The organism is Meiothermus ruber DSM 1279 (genome assembly GCF_000024425.1).
GTDB lineage: Bacteria > Deinococcota > Deinococci > Deinococcales > Thermaceae > Meiothermus > Meiothermus ruber.
In genome coordinates, this window is sequence record NC_013946.1 from 3,018,581 (window position 1) to 3,038,246 (window position 19,666).

17 protein-coding genes and 1 tRNA gene are annotated in these 19,666 nt (G+C 64.3%); 8 read left to right on the forward strand and 10 right to left on the reverse strand.

Features of this window, described 5'->3' with window-relative positions:
- Window position 1: 1 nt before the first annotated feature.
- From MRUB_RS15000 to MRUB_RS15010, 3 genes are all read right to left on the reverse strand, one after another.
- Window positions 2-916 carry an MBL fold metallo-hydrolase gene (locus tag MRUB_RS15000; RefSeq protein WP_013015225.1) on the reverse strand — a complete coding sequence of 305 codons (915 nt, stop codon included), beginning with the start codon at window positions 914-916 and terminating at the stop codon, window positions 2-4.
- Window positions 917-1,003: 87 nt separating this feature from the next.
- Window positions 1,004-1,708: an endonuclease V gene (locus MRUB_RS15005; protein WP_235438237.1), complete on the reverse strand. Its 705-nt coding sequence runs from the start codon at window positions 1,706-1,708 to the stop codon at window positions 1,004-1,006.
- A 251-nt stretch (window positions 1,709-1,959) separates the two neighbouring features.
- Window positions 1,960-2,035 (reverse strand) — tRNA-Arg (locus tag MRUB_RS15010).
- Window positions 2,036-2,078: 43 nt separating this feature from the next.
- Here MRUB_RS15010 and MRUB_RS15015 point away from each other — a divergent pair.
- Both MRUB_RS15015 and ndk read left to right on the forward strand, forming a co-directional pair.
- On the forward strand, window positions 2,079-3,941 hold the full coding sequence (locus MRUB_RS15015) for a peptidylprolyl isomerase (protein ID WP_013015227.1): 1,863 nt from the start codon (window positions 2,079-2,081) through the stop codon (window positions 3,939-3,941).
- Window positions 3,942-4,053: 112 nt separating this feature from the next.
- Window positions 4,054-4,470: a nucleoside-diphosphate kinase gene (gene ndk / locus MRUB_RS15020; protein WP_013015228.1), complete on the forward strand. Its 417-nt coding sequence runs from the start codon at window positions 4,054-4,056 to the stop codon at window positions 4,468-4,470.
- Here the strand turns inward: ndk and uvrB are convergent.
- Complete coding sequence (gene uvrB / locus MRUB_RS15025; RefSeq protein ID WP_015586619.1) at window positions 4,467-6,467, reverse strand: excinuclease ABC subunit UvrB; 2,001 nt, start codon at window positions 6,465-6,467, stop codon at window positions 4,467-4,469. The genes ndk and uvrB overlap by 4 nt on opposite strands.
- A 79-nt stretch (window positions 6,468-6,546) precedes the next feature.
- Here uvrB and MRUB_RS15030 point away from each other — a divergent pair, with 79 nt between their 5' ends.
- On the forward strand, window positions 6,547-6,786 hold the full coding sequence (locus MRUB_RS15030) for a ribbon-helix-helix domain-containing protein (RefSeq protein ID WP_013015230.1): 240 nt from the start codon (window positions 6,547-6,549) through the stop codon (window positions 6,784-6,786).
- Entirely contained in the window at window positions 6,786-7,193 is a 408-nt protein-coding gene (locus MRUB_RS15035; protein WP_013015231.1) for a type II toxin-antitoxin system VapC family toxin, read from the forward strand. Before MRUB_RS15030 ends, MRUB_RS15035 begins: the two co-directional genes overlap by 1 nt.
- A gap of 47 nt (window positions 7,194-7,240) precedes the next feature.
- Here MRUB_RS15035 and MRUB_RS15040 read toward each other — a convergent pair whose 3' ends face one another.
- Window positions 7,241-10,039 carry an S-layer homology domain-containing protein gene (locus MRUB_RS15040; protein WP_013015232.1) on the reverse strand — a complete coding sequence of 933 codons (2,799 nt, stop codon included), beginning with the start codon at window positions 10,037-10,039 and terminating at the stop codon, window positions 7,241-7,243.
- Window positions 10,040-10,693: 654 nt separating this feature from the next.
- Between MRUB_RS15040 and glmS the strand changes: the two genes are divergently transcribed.
- A complete protein-coding gene (glmS, locus tag MRUB_RS15045; protein ID WP_013015233.1) occupies window positions 10,694-12,508 on the forward strand; it encodes a glutamine--fructose-6-phosphate transaminase (isomerizing) in 1,815 nt (604 codons plus the stop codon).
- Between the two features lie 68 nt (window positions 12,509-12,576).
- A complete protein-coding gene (locus tag MRUB_RS15050) occupies window positions 12,577-13,395 on the forward strand; it encodes a DUF72 domain-containing protein (protein WP_013015234.1) in 819 nt (272 codons plus the stop codon).
- On the opposite strand, the gene MRUB_RS15055 is transcribed toward MRUB_RS15050, so the two are convergent.
- The 3 genes from MRUB_RS15055 to MRUB_RS15065 all read right to left on the reverse strand — a co-directional run bounded on the left by MRUB_RS15055 (window position 13,375) and on the right by MRUB_RS15065 (window position 16,468).
- On the reverse strand, window positions 13,375-14,556 hold the full coding sequence (locus tag MRUB_RS15055) for an MFS transporter (protein WP_036199979.1): 1,182 nt from the start codon (window positions 14,554-14,556) through the stop codon (window positions 13,375-13,377). The two genes, MRUB_RS15050 and MRUB_RS15055, sit on opposite strands and share 21 nt — an antisense overlap.
- A 73-nt stretch (window positions 14,557-14,629) precedes the next feature.
- The gene (locus tag MRUB_RS15060) at window positions 14,630-15,589 is read right to left on the reverse strand and encodes a branched-chain amino acid transaminase (RefSeq protein WP_013015236.1); all 960 of its coding nucleotides are present in this window, start codon (window positions 15,587-15,589) and stop codon (window positions 14,630-14,632) included.
- A gap of 78 nt (window positions 15,590-15,667) precedes the next feature.
- Window positions 15,668-16,468 carry a DciA family protein gene (locus MRUB_RS15065; protein WP_013015237.1) on the reverse strand — a complete coding sequence of 267 codons (801 nt, stop codon included), beginning with the start codon at window positions 16,466-16,468 and terminating at the stop codon, window positions 15,668-15,670.
- A gap of 82 nt (window positions 16,469-16,550) precedes the next feature.
- On the opposite strand from MRUB_RS15065, the gene MRUB_RS15070 reads away from it, so the two are divergent.
- Window positions 16,551-17,291, forward strand: a complete 741-nt coding sequence (locus MRUB_RS15070; RefSeq protein WP_013015238.1) for a sulfite exporter TauE/SafE family protein — start codon at window positions 16,551-16,553, stop codon at window positions 17,289-17,291.
- 9 nt (window positions 17,292-17,300) lie between these two features.
- Here MRUB_RS15070 and MRUB_RS15075 read toward each other — a convergent pair whose 3' ends face one another.
- Window positions 17,301-17,666 (reverse strand): hypothetical protein, encoded by a 366-nt coding sequence (locus MRUB_RS15075; RefSeq protein ID WP_013015239.1) that lies wholly within the window; start codon window positions 17,664-17,666, stop codon window positions 17,301-17,303.
- On the reverse strand, window positions 17,663-18,736 hold the full coding sequence (gene recF / locus MRUB_RS15080) for a DNA replication/repair protein RecF (protein ID WP_013015240.1): 1,074 nt from the start codon (window positions 18,734-18,736) through the stop codon (window positions 17,663-17,665). Before recF ends, MRUB_RS15075 begins: the two co-directional genes overlap by 4 nt.
- An 83-nt stretch (window positions 18,737-18,819) precedes the next feature.
- Here recF and MRUB_RS15085 point away from each other — a divergent pair, with 83 nt between their 5' ends.
- Entirely contained in the window at window positions 18,820-19,659 is an 840-nt protein-coding gene (locus tag MRUB_RS15085) for an EamA family transporter (RefSeq protein ID WP_015586616.1), read from the forward strand.
- Window positions 19,660-19,666: the final 7 nt, after the last annotated feature.

The window sequence follows — 19,666 nt, forward strand, 5'->3', positions numbered from 1 at the left end:
CCTAGAAAGTGAAGAAGGCCGGCACGAACTCGTAGGCGTTGCCCGCGCGGCGCACGTAGCCCACGCCCGGCCAGGCGAAGTGGTAGCCCACCACCATAATCCGCTCCGCCGCCGCGGCCTGCCACAGCCGGGCCCGGGTGGCCACGGCCTGCTGGGGGTTGTTGTCAAAGCCCAGGTAGTGATCGGGGAAGCGCAGGGAGAGGATGTAGTGGCCCCCGGCATCGCCCAGGTGCCACAGCGTCCGTCCACCCGAGGTTACCTGTACGGCCAGGTGCCCTACGGTGTGGCCCGGGGTATCCACTGCGGTGACGCCGGGGGCAATCTCGGCCCCAGGACGCACCCGGGTAAAGCGGTCGCGCAGGGCCACCAGGTTGGCGGGTGGGGTGGCCTGGGAGAGCCAGAACTGTAGCTCGGTCTCGCCGATGACGTGCTGGGCGTTGGCAAACACCGGCTGCCCATCCCGCACCAGGCCGCCAATATGGTCGCCGTGGCCGTGGGTGATGAAGACGATATTGATATCGGCAGGCCGCAAGCCGGCGTTGGCCAGGTTGTTCAGCAGTTGCCCGGCCTGGCCCCGGCCGGTATCGATGAGAATCTTGGCCCGCCCGGTGTCGATGACCATGGGGTTGAAGTTGTTGATGAACTGGGTGGGCTCGAGGAAGTTCTCCCGCAGGGCTGCTTCAAACTCGGCCTGCCTGCCAGGGTTCGCCCCCCAGTTGGGAAAGGCGTTGCCAGGGGGGGTCTGACCGTCGCTCAAAACCGTTAGGGTAAAATCCCCCAGTTTGAACCGGTAAAAGCCGGCCCCATTGGGCATCGCAGACGCCTGTTGAGCCATGGTGGGTATCGTACCGGCAGCCGCCACCGCACCGGTAGCACCCAGCAGCTTGAGGGCTTGGCGACGAGAAACTTTACTCATACGAGCCTCCTTAGGGTTTTCTCATCTTGCTTGACGAAATAAAGTACGTAAAAAACCATAGCTTAGGGGGTTCAGCCCAATGTAGGCTCACCTCACATTGGCCTGCCGCCGCTGCAACCCTGCGTGTAGGTGGGCCTGGCGCAGGGGCTCGGGCAGGCGGGTCTTCCCCATCAGCAAGCGCACCAAAGCCAGGCTCTCTTCCATGCCCACCCGGTGGCCCGGCGAGACCACCAGCGGACGAACCCCAGTGCGGCTACGGAAAAGCCAGCCAATCTGCGCCCCCCCATCCAGCAAGCGCACCGCTGAACCCGCCTCCAAAGGCAGTACACCCTCTGGCCGGCCCCAAAGCAGGGTTTTGGCAACCCCTAGGGCTGGGAGGTTCAGGTGCACCCCCAGGTGGGCGGCAATGCCCAGCCGCCTGGGGTGCGCGATGCCCTGTCCGTCCACCAGGAGCACCTCGGGCAGGCGGGATAGCCGGGCCAGGGCCGCCAGGTACAGCGGGGCCTCGCGGAACGATAGGTAGCCGGGAATGTAGGGAAATAGCTCGGCCGCGTCCATCTGGGCTGCGGCGACCTCGAGCACCCCCCCCGTCTGCCTGTCCCACAAGACCGCCACCGCCACCGAGGGGCCTTTTTGCCTGGAAAAACGGGTCGGGTGGGAGGCATCCAGGGCCGCGATATACCGGGCCCCACAGGGGTTCCCGGCCAGCACCACGGCCCTAGCAAGCTCGGCTTGCAGCGCCGCTGCCGCCTGCAAGCTGCCCGGCCAGGTCAGGCGGGCGGCATCATCCACCCCCTCTATAAATCGCTCCTCCAGGAAAGGTTCTGCATACCCCTGCACAAAACGCGCCGTACCAATTGTAGCGCTGGGCAACCCCGGCCATCGCGACGTCGCTTCCAAAACCACCGGCCAGGTATGCTACAATCGGCCCTTGGCGTAGGTTCGCTGATGCTTAACCCGGGTCTTAGCTTATCGGGGTACAAAGAGTTCGGTGGGCGATGCTACCGGAAAAAGGGGCCGGGCCAGGCCCGACCCCAAGAAGCTGGCGCACCCGACAGGACTCGAACCTGTGACCTTTCGCTCCGGAGGCGAACGCTCTATCCACTGAGCTACGGGTGCATAAGCACCAAGCAGGGTAGCACCGCATAGAGGAGGCAGTCAAGTGTTTGGAATCAACAGAAGGGTAGTTGCGGTTATTTTCGGGGTTCTGGCCCTGGCCTTTGTGGTGGGTTCGGTTCTGCTCTTTACCCCCCAGGGCCAGCGCAGCACCCAGGGCAAGACCGAGTTCACCGTGAACGGTCGCCCGGTCTACGAGCTGGATCTGGCCAGGGCCCAGCAGAGTGACCCCATTTTGAGCACCAACCCCCAGGGTCTTCTGAAAAATCTGGCCGAGGTCAACTTCGTCGATCGGATGATCGTGACCACCGCGCTGTTGCAGGACACCGCGCGCGTGCGGGTCTCCAGCGGGGAGCTCAAGAAAGAGCTCGACACCATCAAGGAGCGCTTCGGCCTGCAAAAGAAGGAAGACTACGACCGTTTCCTGACCCAGGTGGGCTACACCGACTCGCAGTTGCGCAACGAGTTGCGCGACCAGATCCGCATCAATAAGCGGGTAGAGGAAATCCAGAAAAAAGCCGAGCCGACCGAAGAAGAGATGCGGCTGTACTTCGAGCTGAACCGCGATCAGTACAAAAACGAAGAACGGGTGCAGGCCCGCCAGATTGTGGTGGATGACAAGACCACCGCCGACAAAATCTACGCCGAGGTGACCGCTCCCGGCGCGGATTTTGCCGCCATCGCCAAGGCCAATTCCAAGCTGAACGCCGAGCAGGGCGGGGCCCTGGGCGCCCAGGCCGGCCAGAGCGAGCCCGGCCCGGTGACCCGGGTGGTCTTCCCCAACGCGGTGGCCGAGGCGGTCTTCAAGCTGCGCGACGGACAGATCAGCAAACCCATCGAGGCGGGGGGCCGCTTCTACATCGTGAAGGTCGAGAAGTACCTCCCGGCGGGCGATGTGAAGTTTGAAGAGGTCAAGGATCGGGTCAAGGAAGACGCCAAGCGCATCAAGGGCCAGGGCGCCCTGGAAGCCTACATCGAAGAATTGCGGGCCAAGGCCAACGTGAAGTTTGCCGAAGGCTCCACCTACAAATTTGAAAACCCGGTTGTGGCTAAGGTCGGTGATACCGAGATCAAGCTGACCGAGGTAACCCAGTCGGTCTTTGCCAACCCGCAGGTGCCCCAGCTTCTGCAGCAGGGCCTGGGGGAGCTGGCCGTGCAGTTCTTCATGCCCCAGACGCTGGAACAGCTCATCAGCCGGGAGGCGGCCTACCAGTTTGCCCAAACCCTGGGCCAGCCCTTCTTCGGCTCCAAAAGCGATGTGGTCGCCCAGGCCCAGCAGTGGAAAACCCGCGACATCACTGTGACGGAAGCCGAGGTGCGCAGGTACTACGACGCCAACCTGGCCAACTTCACCATCCCGGCCTCGGCCAAGGTGCAGGCGGTGAACTTCAAGAAGGAAGACAAGGCCAAGGCCGATGCCTTCCGGGCCGCCGCCCTCAAAGGCGGCAAGCTCGAGGATCTGGCTAAGGCCAACAACGGCACCGTGCAGGATTATGGCGTGGTCAACCCCGGCACCATGCCCCCCGTACCCAACCGGCTGGTCTTCCTGACCCGCGGCACCTTCCCCAAAGGGCCGCTGGGTGAGGTGAGCGAGGTGGTGAAGCTCGAGGACGGGAGCTTCCAGGTGCTCATCGTCAACGACCGCAAGGCCGAGGTGCTGCGCCCCTTTGAGGAGGTCAGGGAAGAAGCCCGCCAGCAGGTACTAGCCAGCCGCCGGGCCGAGGCCGCGCAGAAGTGGTTGGAGGAGGTGCGCAAGGCCGCCAAGGTAGAGAACAACCTGCAAAAGGTGCTGACCGCCCTGACCCCCAAAGAAGAGCCCAAACAAGAGCAGCCCAAGACCAACGAGAGCCAGCCCAGCGGCAACTCGTCCCAGCCTGGCACCAATCAAAGCACCCCGGCCAACCGCTAATCCCGTACTGTTTGTGGCCCTCCCCCAAGGCGGGGAGGGTCTTTATATGGCAGCGGGGGCCCCCGCGCCGACCTTCTGCAATTGGCCGGCAGCGTGTAAACTCTAGGGCGGTATGGAACGCACCTACATCATGGTCAAACCCGACGGCGTGCGCCGGGGCCTCACCGGCGAGATTATCAACCGCATCGAGCGCAAGGGCTTCAAGATTGTGGCGATGAAGAAGATGGTCATACCCCGCGAGACCGCCGAGACCCACTACGGCGAGCACAGGGGCAAGCCCTTCTTTGAGGGGCTGGTCAACTTCATCACCAGCGGCCCGGTGGTGGCGATGGTGGTGGAGGGGCCGGGGGTCATCGCCGAGATGCGCCGCCTGATGGGGGCCACCCGCCCCTGGGAAGCCGCCCCCGGTACCATCCGCGCCGACTTTGCCACCACCGTGGACGAAAACGTGATCCACGGCTCGGACAGCCCGGAGAGCGCCCAGCGCGAAATTGGTATTTTCTTCAAGCCTGAAGAGATTATCGGTTAGCGCTTGCGGCGGCGCCGGGCTTTGCCGGCGGTGGTGGGTTCGGGCAGGCCTTTGATGCGGGCCTCGAGGCTCCGCATCTGGTCGCGCAGGCTGGCGGCCTTCTCGAAGTCGAGGGCCTCGGAGGCCGCCCACATCTCGGTCTCGAGCTGCTCCAGCAGGCTCTGTAAGAGCGCCGGGTCGTCCAGCACTGCCTCGGCGGCCTCGGCCTCGTAGTCCTCGGGCTTGACCAGCTTGCGCACCGACTTCTGCACGGTGGCGGGGGTGATGCCGTGCTCGAGGTTGTAGGCTTCCTGCAGGGCCCGGCGGCGGTTGGTCTCCTCAATGGCGGCCTTCATAGCGTCTGACACGGTGTCGGCGTAGAGGAACACCTCGCCCCCCACGTTGCGGGCAGCCCGCCCGATGGTCTGGATCAGGGAGCGTTCGGAGCGCAGGAAGCCCTGCTTGTCGGCATCCAGGATGGCCACCAGCGAGACCTCGGGCAGGTCGAGGCCCTCGCGCAGCAGGTTGATGCCCACCAGGGCATCGAAGTAGCCCAGCCGCAGGTCGCGCAGCAGGGCCTGGCGCTCGAAGGCGTCGAGTTCGTGGTGCAGGTAGCGGGCCCGCACCCCGTGCTCCACCAGGTAGGCCGTGAGCTCCTCGGCCATGCGCACCGTCAGCACCGTGACCAGGGTGCGCTCACCCCGGGCCGCGCGGGTGCGGATGGCCCCCATCAGGTCTTCGATCTGGCCGGTGGTGGGTTTGACCGTCACCCTGGGGTCGAGTAGGCCGGTGGGGCGGATGATCTGCTCCACCACCCGGCCCGAGACCTCGAGCTCGTAGGGCCCTGGCGTGGCCGAGACAAACACCACCTGCCCCACCCGCTCCAAAAACTCGTTGAACTTGAGGGGGCGGTTGTCCAGGGCGCTGGGCAGGCGGAAGCCGTAGTCCACCAGGGTCTTCTTGCGTATGTAGTCGCCGTTGTACATCCCCCGAAGCTGGGGCACACTCACGTGCGACTCGTCCAGGAGCACCAGGTAGTCCTCGGGAAAGTAGTCGAGCAGGGTGTAGGGTGCTTCGCCGGGGGTCTTGCCGGACAAAAACCGGCTGTAGTTCTCGATGCCGGGGCAGGTGCCCATCACCTCGAGCATCTCCAGGTCGTAGAGGGTGCGCTCCTTGAGCCGCTGGGCCTCCAGCAGCTTGCCCTCGGCCTCGAACACCTTGAGCCGCTCCTCCAGCTCCCGCCGAATCTCCGGGATGGCCTCCTTGAGCCGCCACTCCGGGGTGGCGTAATGGGTGGCCCCCAGCAGCACAAAACCCGGCAGATCTTTGAGGCGTTCGCCCGTCACCGGATGCACCACCGTCACCCGGTCGATGGTGTCGCCGAACAGCTCGATGCGGATGGGCTCCTGCTCGTAGGCCGGCCAGACCTCGAGCACCTCGCCCCGGGCCCTGAAACGCCCGGCCTCGAGCTGCAGATCGCCCCGCTCGTACTGCAAGTCCACCAGCCGCTCAATCAGGCGCTCGCGGGGGCAGTCCTGCCCCACCTCCACCACCAGGCTCATGTTCTTATAGTCCTCGGGGCTGCCCAGGCCGTAGATGGCCGAGACCGAGGCCACCACAATCACGTCGCGCCGGGTGAGCAGGCTGCGGGTGGTGGAGTGGCGCAGCCGCTCGATCTCGGGGTTGATGCTGGCGTCTTTCTCGATGTACAGGTCGCGCCCCGGCACGTAGGCCTCGGGCTGGTAGTAGTCGTAGTAGCTGATAAAAAACTCCACCGCGTTTTCCGGGAACAGCTCGCGGAACTCGGCGGCCAGCTGCGCGGCCAGCACCTTGTTGGGGGCCATGACCAGGGCCGGGCGCTGCAACGCTTCAATCACCTTGGCCATGGTCACGGTCTTGCCAGTGCCGGTCGCGCCCAGGAGGGTGACAAAGCGCTCGCCGTCGCGCAGGGCTTCGGTGAGGGCGGCAATGGCCTGGGGCTGGTCGCCTTTGGGTTCGGGGCCTTGGTAGCGGAACATTAGCAACCAATCTACTACCATCCAATAGATTATGTTTGTATCGAAACTCGCACTGACCTGGGTATGCTAACATAAACATATGAAACGCACCACCATTTACCTGGATCCCGAGCTCGAGCTGCTGCTCAAGCTCGAGGCCCGGCGCTCAAAAAAGCCCGTGGCCGAGATTATCCGCGAGGCGGTTCGGGATAAGCTGTACAAAAAACCCCGAGGGCTCCCCGTTGGGGTGGGTGAATTCGATAGCGGCCACACCGATGGTGCCGAGCGTTTTGAGGAGATCTTGGACGAGCTGGGGTTTGGCAACCCGGAGAATAGCTGATGGCCCTGATCCTGGACAGCGGCGTGCTAACCGCTCTTTACGATCGGCGAGACCAGTGGCATCTTGCAACCAAAGATTTACTGCTTCGCGAATCAGGCCCACTGGTTATACCAGCCCCAGCGATCCCGGAGGTGGATTACTTCCTTGGTAAAAGGCTGGGCCTTCCAGCCCAGCTTCGGTTTTACCAGGGCATTACCGAGGGTGCCTATCTGGTAGCCGATCTATCCGAAGCCGGATACCAGCGGGTTTTTGCGCTGAACCAGCAGTACCAGAGCCTCCGCCTGGGTTTCGTGGATGCCGCCGTCATCGCCATTGCCGAGGAACTGGGCATCGGGCAGATTGCCACCCTCGACCGCCGGCATTTCGGGGCGGTGGAGGCCCGAATCAAGCTCGAGCTGCTGCCCTAAAAAAAGAACCCCGCCCTTTCGGGCGGGGGTTGAAGTGGGTTCGATGTTTAGAACTTCACTTCGTAGCTGATCTTGAAGCCCGAGCCGTTGCTGACGGTAGCGCCGCTGCCATCCGCCAGGGTGGCCGAGGCCGCCGCCATGGTCAGGTTGCCGTACTTCCACTCGAGGTACAGGCCGGTCACGCTACCCGAGTTGGTGCCGAAGTCGGTGGTGAGGTTCCAGGGGAACTGTACTTCGCCGGGGTAGTTGAAGACACGGTCGGTGGTGAGGCTCAGGGGGAAGTTGCCGAAGCCGCGGGCCGGCGCACCGCCCACAGGGTTGGGCGATACCACGTTGGTCGCGCTGTAGCGGGCATAGCCCACCTTGAAGACGCTGCCGGTGGCCAGGAACTCGTTGAGGTTCAGGCCCACCCGCCAGTACTGCTCGCTCGAGGAGTTGCTACCTGGTGCGGTCTCGGTGATGGACTGCTGCACGAAGGCACCCTCGAGGCTGGGCTTGAGGAAGATCCCAAGCTGGTCGGTGGTTACACCGATCCCATACTTGAGAGCGTTGGTAGACCGGTTGCCCGGCGCCGGCGCAGCAGCCGAGAAGCTGTGGTAGCGCAGGATGGGGTTGAACGAGATGAAGCCCAGCTTGGCGTTGTAACCCACGCTGGCGAGCACATCATTACCGGCGTTGGGGCCCGCGAAGGACTGGTACCACAGGTTGATGTCCAGGTTGGGGATCAGAGCGTTGCTGGCACGACCGTTGTGGATCAGCTTGACCCCGAAGCCACTCGACCAGCGGGCATCCTGGTTGTTGTAGAGGTAGTAGTTGTAGTTGCCGTTCAGGCCCGACTGGCCGCCGGTGGCACCGGAGACCTGCGCACCGTTCACGTTGGTGTTGTTGAAGAAGGGGTTCAGGCTGAAACCAGCGAACAGCGGGATGGTAGCACCCACGCTGAAGGTATCGGCGGTCTGGGCGCCGGTGGCGAAGTCGGCGGAGTTGTCGTAGAAGCCGCGCACCTCGATGCCGCCCAGGATAGGCAGGGTCAGCTTACCGTCGAGGCCGAACCCACGGTTGTTGGCGCCGTAGGGGGCCTCGCCGTTGCCGCCCAGCCCGAAGTAGTAGTAGCTGGAGGCCGAGGACAGGCCGGCCTGACCGTTGTTGTACTGCGGGTCAATGGCGCGGTAGTTGGCATTCAGTTCGATGATGCCCAGCTTCACCCCCAGCTTGGTGTAGAAGGCCTGGTCGGTTACGAGCTGGTTGGAGAAGTCAACGGGGGTACCGAAGGGCGTGGAGGCCACAAAAGCGCCTTCCAGGTTCACAAGCCCAAAGAGGCTGCCCTTGTAGTCCACCCCAAAAGCCGAGCGGTTGCCGCGGTTCTCGGCGTAGCTGAGACCGGTGGTGATACCCAGCAGGTTGAGCTCGGCCCGCAGACCACCGTAGGTGGGGTCGGTTCCCCATACGCGGCTTGCGGCTGGAATTGCAGTGTCGTCAATCCCCTCACCCGCCACCACGGTGAACTTCGGAGACAGCGGGAAGGCTTTGGCATCCAGGGTAGCCACAAAGCCACGGGTGGTGATCAAATCCCCCACGGTGCTGTTGTTGAAGAGGTAGGGGTTGAAGCTGAAGGTGCTGTCGTCGTTGTTGTAGGTAACGCTGAAGGCCTGGCCGGAGAGGCTGCCCTTGACGCTGGCGCTGTTAAGGGCCAGGGTACGGGCCACGCCGGAGTTGACCAGGTCGGCGCTCAGGCCCAGGCTCACCTCGCTGATGGCGCCGCCGGTGGGCTTGAGGCCAAAGTTCAGGCTGGCCCCGCCGTAGGTGTAGGTCTGGTTGAAGTCGCCGCGGCGGAAGGCGTTGCGGATGCGGTTGCCCGACACATCATCCGTACCGGTGCCAGAGCTCAGGGCATTGCCGGGGAAGAGGCGGTCGAGGTCAAAGTCCCCGCCGGTGTTGGTGGAGTAGCCATAGGTGGCCGAGAGCGAGCCGGTCAGGGTCGGGCGGGTGGCTTCCACCGCCGCCAGGCGCTGATCCAGGGCCCCCACGCGGGTATCCAGGGCGCTCACCCGATCGGACAGGCGCACCAGGTCGCTGCGCAGGGCGGTGGCGAACTCCTGGATGGCGCTCACGTCTTCGCGGTTGGCGAAGCTTTCGAAGTCCACGTCGCCCAGTTGCTTCTCGAGGGCGGTCACCCGGTCTTGCAGGCTGAGCACATCCTGGTTCAGAAGCACGGCCAGCTCGTTGAGGGCGCGGATGCTGTCGGCGTCGGCTTCCACCTGGGTCTTGAGGGCGGCCACATCACCTTCGATGCCATCAAGACGCTCGGCCAGCACCTGGGCCTGGGCCAGGGCGGTGTCGGCGGCCACGCTGGCGGCTTCTACGCGGTCGGCCAGGTCGGCCAGGGCGGCCTCATCCATGCCCGGGGCCGGGGCGGGCGCAGCCTTCAGGGCTTCGATGGCGGCCTCGAGGCGGGCGATGTCGTCCTTGGAAGCGGCGTTGTCTTCCAGGGCCGATACGCGCACGCCCAGGGCGGCCAGCTCGGCGGCCAGCTCCTGCACCGCGTTGCGGATGGCGGTCATGTCTTCCGCGTTCATGCCGCTGCCGTCGGCCTTCACGCACTCGCCGCCCTGCTGGATCTCGTTCAGCAAGCGCTGGAAGATCAGGGCGGCCTGGTAGCGGGTCAGGTTGGTGTTACCACGGAAGGTTCCATCGGGGAAGCCCGTGATAAGACCGCAGGCCGCGATGCGCTCAACGGCTTCCTTGGCCCAGTGCCCGGCGGGTACGTCGGAGAACTGCGCCTGGCCGAAGCCTAGACCGAGCACGGTCAGCAACCCAGCCAAGTAAACTACTAGCTTCTTCTTCATTCTGCCTCCTCAAAGCCTCGCGGGCCTCCGGATGGATGCCGCACGAGAACCGGTTTTGCGGAGGCGCGGGGTTTTGCGGGGCGAGTTGCCGTGTTTCCTCTCCCAGAGTCCCCAGCGTCCGCAACGGATGCTCGGTAGAGCGGGCTCCCCACTCACGGGGCTCAAAAAGCTCTCACCTTGCGCATCCGGGGGCATCATACCCATGTATTTATCGGGATGTCAAGTATGAACAGGCGCTCAGACGATTAAACTGTACAATGGGCTGGGGTTTATTAAGGCCCCAGGAAAGGAGGTTGGGTCTCAAAGTGAGGAGCGCAGGGGGTCGGATACCGACCTTACGAGGTGGCGGTCTCATGCCGAGATAAGCAGCCAACTGCGAAAGATCGAGTGGTTCCGCGGATGCCGCCAGGGGGCGAACCCCTCCCTCTCCGCTGGCCCAGCGGCCAGAGCAGCCCTGCGGGAAAGCCGGATGCGCGAGCGCCGGACAGCCAATGGGCAGGGTTCAGGTGGAGAAAGCAGCCTAAATTCATCACACCCACCGGCCTTATCCAGCCGGTAAGGGGTGGCCTTTGGGGTGTATGGCCCCAGGTTTGGTGCAAATAGCAGCGGCTTGAACGGACAGTTGGTCTATGGTTTAGGAAAAGAGGTAAAAAGATGTGTGGAATCGTAGGGTATGTGGGTTTCCGCGAGGCGTCGGAGGTAATTCTGGACGGGCTCAAACGCCTGGAGTACCGCGGTTACGACTCAGCGGGGATTGCAGTAAAGGTTAACGGGCACCTCGAGGTGGTCAAAAAAGCTGGCAAGCTCCAGGTGCTGGCCGACAGCCTCAAGGAGCATAACCTGAGCGGGCAGTTTGGGGTGGGGCATACCCGCTGGGCCACCCATGGGGCCCCCACCGACCCCAACGCCCATCCCCACACCACCGAGAAGGGCGATATTGTGGTGATCCACAACGGCATCATCGAGAACTACTTGCCGCTCAAGGAAGGCCTGATCGCCCGGGGTCATACCTTCACCTCCGAGACCGACTCGGAGGTGCTGGCCCACCTGATCGAGGAAAAATACCGGGGCGACCTGGTGGAGGCGGTGCGGCTGGCCCTGGCCGAGGCCTATGGGGCCTACGCCCTGGTGGTGGCCCACCAAGACCACGAGGAGATTGTGGTGGCCCGCACGGTGAGCCCGCTGGTGATTGGACTGGGCGAGGGCGAGAACTTCGTGGCCTCGGACGTACCGGCCCTGCTGCCCTACACCCGCCGGGTGATCTTCCTGCACGACGGCGATATGGCCGTGGTGACCCGTGAAGGGGTTAAGGTGACCGACCTGGCCGGCAACCCGGTGGAGCGTGAGGTGGTGACGGTGGAGTGGAGCCTCGAGGCCGCCGAAAAAGGCGGCCACCCCCACTACATGCTCAAGGAGATCTACGAGCAGCCCCGGGTGCTGGAGAACACCCTGGGGGGCCGCCTGCACGAGGAAGAAGCCGGAGTGGAGCTGGGGCTCAAGCTGGATCCCACCCACTACGACAAGGTGCACATCGTGGCCTGTGGCACGGCCTACTACGCGGCCTGGGTGGGCAAGTACCTGCTGGAAGCCCTGGCCCGCGTGCCGGTGGAGATCGACGTGGCCTCCGAGTACCGCTACCGCGACCCGGTGGTGGACGACAAAACCCTGGCCATCTGCATCAGCCAGTCGGGCGAGACCATCGATACCCTGGAGGCCATCCGTGAGGCCAAGCGCAAGGGCGCGGGCACCCTGGGGGTCATCAACGCCAAAGGCAGCAGCATCACCCGCGAAGTCGACGACACCCTCTACATCCACGCCGGGCCGGAGATCGGGGTGGCCTCCACCAAGGCCTACATCGCCATGCTGGCCGCCATGGCTATGCTGGCGGTCTGGATGGGCCGGGCCAGGGGCAGGCTGGACGAGAAGACCGCGCGGGAGTTTCTGGGGGAGATGCGCAAGCTGCCCCGGCTGGTGGAAGAGACCCTCGAGCTGCGCCCCCAGGTGGCCCACATCGCCGAGAAGTACCACCAGGCCCAGGACTACCTGTTCCTGGGGCGGCATATCCAGGCCCCCACCGCCTACGAAGGAGCCCTCAAGCTCAAGGAGATCAGCTACATCCACGCCGAGGCCTACCCCGCCGGCGAGATGAAGCACGGCCCCATCGCCCTGATTGACGAGCGCCTGCCAGTGGTGGTGCTCGCCACCCAGAGCCCCTTCTACGAGAAAACCGTCTCCAACATCCAGGAGGTGCGGGCCCGGGGCGGGCGGGTGATTGCCGTAGCCACGGAGGGCGATACAGAGGTGAAGAAGTTTGCCCAGGACGTGATTTATGTCCCCCAGACCCACCATCTGCTGGCCCCGGTGGTGAGCGTGGTGCCCCTGCAACTGCTGGCCTACGAGACGGCGGTGTTCTTGGGGCGCGACGTGGATCAGCCCCGCAACCTAGCCAAGAGCGTGACGGTGGAGTAGCTGCGCCCGTATAAACGCGCCACCTGCGGGCGGCGCGTTTTTTTGGTTCCTGTGCCACAATAGGCGGGGTGGAAATCTACCTGGGCACCGGCGGCTACACCAACGAGGACTGGGTGGGCCTTTTGTACCCGCTCGAGGCCAAAAAAGACCAGTGGCTCTCGATATACGCCCGCCACTTCAACGCCGTGGAGCTGAACTCCTCGTTCTACAACATACCCGGCCTCAAGGCCTTTGCTGGAATGCTAAAGCGCAGCGAAGGGCGGGTGCACTGGGCGGTCAAGATTCACCAGAGCATGACCCACGAACGCAAGGCCGGCGACGAGGACTACCGGCGGCTTTTTGAGTCGGTGGCCCCCCTGCGCGAAGCCGGGGTGCTGGGGCCTTTTTTAGCCCAGTTTCCCCAGAGCTTTCACCGCACCCCCGAGAACCGCAGGTATTTGGCGGCCCTGGCCCAGCGTTTCGCCGACAAAACCCTGGCCCCCGGCGGGCTGGCAGTGGAGTTTCGCCATGCCTCCTGGGACAACGAGGAAGTGCGCGAAGCCTTCCGCAAAGCGGGCCTGACCTGGGTCAGCACCGACTACCCGCCCCTGCCCGGCCTGCCCAAAAACCAGCTCCACATCACCAGTGAGATCGCCTACATCAGGCTCTCGGGGCGCAACAAGGAAAAGTGGTACGAAGGCAAAGACCAGGCCGAGCGACACGACTACCGCTACAGCGAGGAGGAGCTGCGCTTCTGGGTGCGATCCCTGCAGGCCGCCTTGGAGCACGAAACCCCCACCCAGGTCTGGTTCATCTTCAACAACACCACCAGGGGCCACGCCCTGGTCAATCTGGAGATGCTGCAGCGGCTGCTGGAGGAAGCCGGGCTACTCCCGCTGACTGGCTAGCTGCGGTCGGGCCAGGAAAAACAAAAGCGCCAGACCGATCAGCATGGCGGAAAACACATACGGATAGGCCGGGGAAAACCCGTACAAAGAGGTGCCCACCACCGGCCCCAGCATGCGCCCCAGGGCCTGGGCCGCGCTGGATAGACCGGCCACCACCCCCTGTTCGTCGTCGGAAACCGCCAGCGACTGGGCGGCCGTGAGCCCCGGGGTTGCCATCGAACCCAGCCCCAGCAAGACCAGCGAGGCGGTGAGCCAGGCGAAGCTGGGCGCGAACACCAGGCCCAGGTAGCCCAGCAACAGCAGGGCCAGCCCAAGGCCCAGCAACGCCCTGGGCGGCCACCTGACCGTGCGCACCCAGAAGCCCTGCACCAGTACCCCCACAATGCCAAAAATCACCAGGGCCAGGCCGACAGTCTGGGCGGTCTGGGCTGGGGTGAGTCCCAGGCGATCCTGGTACAAAAAGGCCACAGTCTGCTCCATGGCGATGGAGGCCAGGTTGATGCTCAAGCCGATAAGGAGCAAAGGCCGGATGCGGGGATCAGTCCAGGAGAGGCTGGGAGGGGTTGGGGTGCGCTCGAGCGGCCGGCGCGACTCAGGCAGGGCCAGCCCGACAAAAAGCGCGTTCAGTAAGGCCAGGCTGGCCGAAAAAACCACCGGCACCAGCAGCCCAAAGTGCGCCAAACCCGCCCCGATGGCCGGGCCAAAAATCACCCCAAGCCCAAAGGCAGCCCCCAAAACGGCAAAGTTCTGGGTGCGCTGTTCGCGCGGGGTGATGTCGGCCAGGTAGGCCTGGGCGGTGGGCAGGGTGGCCGAGGAGAAAGCACCCCCCAACAGCCTGGAGAAGAGCAGGCATGCAAACAGCCCCCAGCCCGAAAGCACCTGCTGGTAGCCCAGCCAGGCGAACAGCGCAAACAAAAAAAAACTGGCCGCAAAACCCAGGATGCCCATCAGCAAGATGGGTTTGCGCCCCACCACCTCACTGCGTCGCCCCCAGTAGGCAGCCAGGATGAACTGCATCAGGGCGTAGCCGGTGGAAAACAACCCCACCTGCACCTCGCTCAAACCCAGCTCTCGTGCAAGCGGCCCCAGGATAGGGAACAAGACCGATAAGCCCAGAATGCTATTAAACAGGGTTAGGAACAGCAACGAAAGTGGTTTCACCATTCAACCATCGCGGCTCGAGGAGCTGGATAAAAAGCCGGGCGGGAGCCCACTGGGGTCGGCGCAGCTCGGCCTACTTAACATAGGTCAGCCAGGCTGCGTACTTGGGATTTTTACCGTGCACCACGTCCATATAGGCAGCCCTGATCTTCATGGTGTGCTCCCCGGCCTTACCCGTGCCAATGGCCCGGTGATCCAGGTACGAGACCGGCGTAACCTCGGCGGCTGTGCCTACCATAAAGACCTCGTCGGCCATGTAGAGCTGGTCGCGGGTGGCCCGCACCTCGCGCACCTCGTAGCCCAGGTCGCGGGCAATGGTGATGACCGAGTCGCGGGTGATGCCCATCAGGTTAACCGAGTGCTCCACCGCATACAGCACACCATGGCGGATGAAGAAGATGTTTTCTCCTGACCCCTCGGCCACAAAGCCTTCTTTGTCGAGCAACAGGGCCTCGTCAGCCCCCGCCTGCTGGGCCTCCACGCGGGCCAGGGCGCTGTTGACGTAGTTCCCTCCCACCTTGGCCTTGCCGGGCATCACGTTGGCCGGGAAGCGAGCCCAGGACGAGGTAATCAGCCGGGCCCCCTTGCGCACGGCCTCCTCACCCAGGTAGGTGCCCCATTCCCAGGCCGCGATCATCACCTCGGCTGGGTTGTTGGGCAGGGGGTTCACCCCCAACGTGTGGGCCCCCATCCAGGCCAGCGGGCGGATGTAGCAGCTTGTATAGCCGTTGGCCCGGACGACCTCCTGGATGGCCTGGTTGATCTGCTCAGGGCTAAAGGGCAGCTCGAACATCATGACCTTGGCGCTGTGAAAAAAGCGCTCGGTGTGTTCCTGCAGGCGGAAGATGGCCGGGCCCTGGGGGGTGTTGTAGGCCCGGAGGCCCTCAAAAATGCTGGTTCCGTAGTGCAAAGCGTGGGTCAGTACCGAGACTTTGGCCTCTTCCTGGGGCACCATCTGCCCGTTGAACCAGATGAGCCCGGCCTTCATTTTGCTATCGCCACCAACGCTTTTGGTTTTGGTCTCGGTTGCCATGTTTCCTCCAAGAACAAACGCGGTTCATTTGCTGTGCATCCCTCGCGGCAGGCCAGGGAAGCGCTGCGGACTCCACCATCATACTTCTTTGAGCAGCGAGGCCAGGGTATCGGGTAGCAGGTGGCGGTGGCTTCGAACCTCCTGTTCACCGGTGCGAAGCTGCAGGTAACGCCGGGCGGTGTCTTGCAGGATGGGCATCAGCTCGGGCTGCTGGATCACCTGGGGTAGCAGGTCGCGTAGCTGGGCCTCGAGCTTCTGCTGGGCCAGGTAGCGAGCGGCCTGCAGGGGCTCGCCCTCGAGGCGCGCTCGTAGGGGAAAACGGGTCAGGTGTGTTGCCTCGCGTTGCACAGTAGGCGCATCCAGCAGCCTCTGGCAGGATTTGCAAGGATGCACCGGACTGGGCGCGCCGCAGATGGGGCATGGCGGGTGAGGGTTGCCTTTCTGCCTTTGCAGTATGGCCCTGCCAGCCCGGAGAATCACCCCCTGGAGGTCTTGCGGGGAGCGCTTGGCCAACTCTTGCAGCCGGGCTTCTTCTTTGGGGTCTAGCCTGGGTAGGGTTTTTGGCTTTTCTTTGGGCCTGGCTTTTTTCTCGGCTCCCACCAAGAAGCGCAGCTCCTGTACCAGTCCGGGCTGCTTCTCCTGGTAGCGCCTGAGGAACTCCTCCCGCAGGTAGGTAAGCTGGTGGGCCACCACCGCATCGACCACCCGCACGAACAGCACCCCGTCTTCCAGGCGCTCCGCCTCGGTGAGCTCGCTCAGGGCCGGCCCGGCAATCTCGGGCCACAGCGCCAGGGCCTGGCCTCGCCGAACCCCGCTGCTCAGCCCTTTCTGGCGCAAAATTTGGGCGACAATCTCGGCAGATGAACGAGCCTTGGACATCCCTCACTACAGGCTAGGCAAAAGCCCCTCCCTTGGCTACTACCCAGCCCACCAATGGGCCAGGCCAGGGTATGGTAGCGGTGTGGAACTCAGCCCCCAGTCCTGGGCGGTGGCCCTGCTGGCCGCCTGGCTGGTGGGTGCTTCCAAGGCCGGTCTATCGGGTGCGGTGACCATTGCCGTGGTTTTATTCGCCAGCATTATTCCGGCGCGCGAGGCCACCGGCGCTTTGCTACCGGTGCTGATCTGCGCCGACTTTATCGCTGTCAGCATGCTGCGCAACAACGTGCGCTGGCAAGCGCTCATGCGAATTTTCCCCTGGACAGCGGTGGGGGTGGGCCTGGGCACATTGATGCTTTACTTTAGCAACGACGCGCAGGTGCAGCGGGTGATCGGGGCCATTGTGGCCGGCATGACCCTGTATCAGCTATACCGCAAGGCCCGCAATCTAAACGACGTGATGGTTTCCCGCCACCCCGCCTTTGCGCTCAGCATGGGCGTGGCGGCTGGTTTTACCACCATGGTAGCCAACGCGGCAGGGCCTTTTGTGCTCATCTATATGCTGGCTATGCGGATGGGGAAGCTCGAGGTGGTGGGCAGCATCGCCTGGTATTTCCTGGTGGTCAACCTGTTCAAGGTGCCTTTTGCGGTAGGCCTGGGCCTTATCACCTGGGAGTCGCTTGCCTTTAACCTGTGGCTAACCCCCGCGGTGGTGCTGGGGGCCCTGGCAGGCCGCCGGCTGCTAAACCACATCCCGCAAAGCACCTTCGAGTGGATGGCGCTCTTGCTGGCCCTGCTGGGGGGCCTGCGGCTGCTCCTGGCCTAGGGGGGTCTTTCAGCGTTTGCGTTTATTTTTGGGTTTCTTCTGGGCCTTCTTGCTGGCAGCCGGCAGGGGCCTGGCCCAGACCCGCCGCAGCCAGACCAAACCCCAGAGCGAGGCCAGGCCCAGTCCCAGCGCGACAGCAAACGTTGCAACCGCCACGCGCAGCCAGGAGGGGTGCAGGCGCTCGCCCGAAGGCAGGGTCACAGGCCCGCTCGAGGTCGCCAGAACCTCGGCGTAGGGTAGCAGGCGCACCAACACAAAGCCCATAAACACCACCACAATTACAGCCAGGATGGCCAGGCCCAGCAGCAGGGCCCAGGCCAGCCCGCGCCGGGCCTCCTGGATCGATGAAGCATCTATTTCTCTCCCGGGCTTCATACGCTCCACACCCCGGCTTCAATCTCGATCACGGCCCCGGTGCCGGGGGTTTCCAGGCCGGCCAGGATGGCCTGTGGCAGGCTCTGGGCATAAGCCAGCAAGGCCCCGCGCCGGCGGTTGTCCAGCTCGCTGTGCCACTCGTCTACCAGCAGCAGTGGGGCCTCCTCGTAGTGTTGCCAGAGCAGGCGGTGTTCGGCCAGGCGGAGGGCCAGCGCGATGCTACGGCACTCGCCCCGGCTACCAAAGCGGGCGGCCTCGCGCCCTTCGAGCAGAATAACCAGATCATCGCGGTGGGGCCCCACGCTGGTGGCCCCGCGCTGGAGGTCGTCTTGCAGGTTATCCTCCAGGGTTTGCAAAAAGCGATCCGGGTCGGTGGTCTCAGACAGCTCCAGGTTCAGTTCGCCCGGAGCCAGCTCGCGGTAGGCCTCGCGGGCCAGGGGGGTGAGCTTGGCCAGCATTCGGCGGCGCAGGCTAAGAATTTCGCTGCCATACTTGACCAGTTCATGGTTCCAGATGCCGATGGAGGCCCTTGTTGAGCTGGGTGCACCCTCGCCCTGTCCCCTGGAGGTCGGACGAAAGCCACTCTTTAGCACGGCATTGCGCTGCTGCAAAGCCCGGTTGTACTGGCTGAGCATTGAGCGGTAGCGGGCCGAGAAGCGTGAGAGCAGCACATCCAGAAACCGGCGGCGTTCCTCCGGGGGGCCCAGCACCAGCTCGAGGTCGTCGGGGCCCAGCAGCACCGCACCGGGCAGCTGGGCCAGCTCCCGCAGCGAGGCCGGGGCCTCGTTGAGCCGGTGCTCGCGGCCTTCGCGGCTCAGCTTTACCTCCAGGCGGCTGTTGCCAAACTGGGTCTCGATCTCGGCATGTAGCCAGGCCTCTCCCTGGCCGAAGGCGATGCGTTCGGCCAGGCCATTGCGTAGCTCACCACCCAGGGCCAGCTCGATGGCCTCGAGCAGGTTGGTCTTGCCCTGGGCATTCCCCCCCACCACGGTGGTCAGGCCCGGCCCCGGCGCGAAAACTGGGGTGAAAAGGTTTCGGAAGTTTTTTTGCCGCAAGCGCAACAGACGCACTGGCTATAGGCTAAGGGCCCCAGGCTTTAGGCTCAAGACCAGAAAGCTCATTTGCTGCCCAGCCATAGCGTATGCTGGCGCTCATGAGTCCCGAACTGCTCGCGGTTTCTTTTGCGCTGCTTTCGGCCATCTCGTGGGGCGCAGGCGACTTTAGCGGAGGGGTGGCGGCCCGCCGGCTCAACCCCTACCTGATTGCTTTGCTGGTGCATGCCACCGGTTTGCTGCTTTTTACTCTGCTGGCCCTGCTGCGCGGGGAGGCCTTTCAGGCGCAGGATGTGCCCTGGAGCCTGGGCGCAGGGCTGGCGGGCTGTGCAGGGCTGGTGTTTCTGTACCGGGCTTTCGAGGCCGGGCAGATGGGGCTGGCGGCCCCCGTGGCCGGGGTGGTGGGGGCCGGGCTGGCGGCCCTGGTGGGGTTTGTGCTCGAGGGCCATCCCACGCCATCCCAGCTCCTGGGCTTTGGGGTGGGTCTGCTGGGCGTCTGGCTGGCGGCGCGTCCCGATGGTGCTTCTGGCCCCTCGAGGGGGCTGATCTACGCCTTCCTGGCGGGTCTGGGGTTTGGGGGGTATTTCACCCTGATTCACCAGGTAGAGGGCCTGTTCTGGCCCTCGGCCCTGGCCAAGCTCACCGCCACCACCCTGATGCTCGGGCTGGTGGGGGGGCTGGGTCTCTTGCGGCGGGAGGCCAGGCTGGTCACCAGCCTGGGTCTGGTGGGCCTGGCCGGACTCCTGGACGCCGGGGGCAACCTGCTTTTTCTGGTCGCGGCCCAGACCGGGCGGCTGGACGTGGCCGCCGTGATCTCCTCGCTATACCCCGCCTTTACCACTGTGCTGGCCTGGGCGCTGCTGCGAGAACGGCTGGGCCAGGGCCAGGTGATGGGGGTGGTGCTTTCGCTGGCGGCCATCGCCCTCATCGCCGCCGGTTAGCTGGGCT

What these genes read in the sequence shown, in the direction of transcription:
- MRUB_RS15060 (WP_013015236.1), bottom strand. Translation starts at nt 15,589, where the DNA reads ATGGCAACCGAGACCAAAACCAAAAGCGTTGGTGGCGATAGCAAAATG.
- MRUB_RS15040 (WP_013015232.1), bottom strand. Translation starts at nt 10,039, where the DNA reads ATGAAGAAGAAGCTAGTAGTTTACTTGGCTGGGTTGCTGACCGTGCTC.
- uvrB (WP_015586619.1), bottom strand. Translation starts at nt 6,467, where the DNA reads ATGTTCCGCTACCAAGGCCCCGAACCCAAAGGCGACCAGCCCCAGGCC.
- MRUB_RS15085 (WP_015586616.1), top strand. Translation starts at nt 18,820, where the DNA reads ATGAGTCCCGAACTGCTCGCGGTTTCTTTTGCGCTGCTTTCGGCCATC.
- MRUB_RS15000 (WP_013015225.1), bottom strand. Translation starts at nt 916, where the DNA reads ATGAGTAAAGTTTCTCGTCGCCAAGCCCTCAAGCTGCTGGGTGCTACC.
- ndk (WP_013015228.1), top strand. Translation starts at nt 4,054, where the DNA reads ATGGAACGCACCTACATCATGGTCAAACCCGACGGCGTGCGCCGGGGC.
- MRUB_RS15030 (WP_013015230.1), top strand. Translation starts at nt 6,547, where the DNA reads ATGAAACGCACCACCATTTACCTGGATCCCGAGCTCGAGCTGCTGCTC.
- glmS (WP_013015233.1), top strand. Translation starts at nt 10,694, where the DNA reads ATGTGTGGAATCGTAGGGTATGTGGGTTTCCGCGAGGCGTCGGAGGTA.
- MRUB_RS15065 (WP_013015237.1), bottom strand. Translation starts at nt 16,468, where the DNA reads ATGTCCAAGGCTCGTTCATCTGCCGAGATTGTCGCCCAAATTTTGCGC.
- MRUB_RS15075 (WP_013015239.1), bottom strand. Translation starts at nt 17,666, where the DNA reads ATGAAGCCCGGGAGAGAAATAGATGCTTCATCGATCCAGGAGGCCCGG.
- MRUB_RS15035 (WP_013015231.1), top strand. Translation starts at nt 6,786, where the DNA reads ATGGCCCTGATCCTGGACAGCGGCGTGCTAACCGCTCTTTACGATCGG.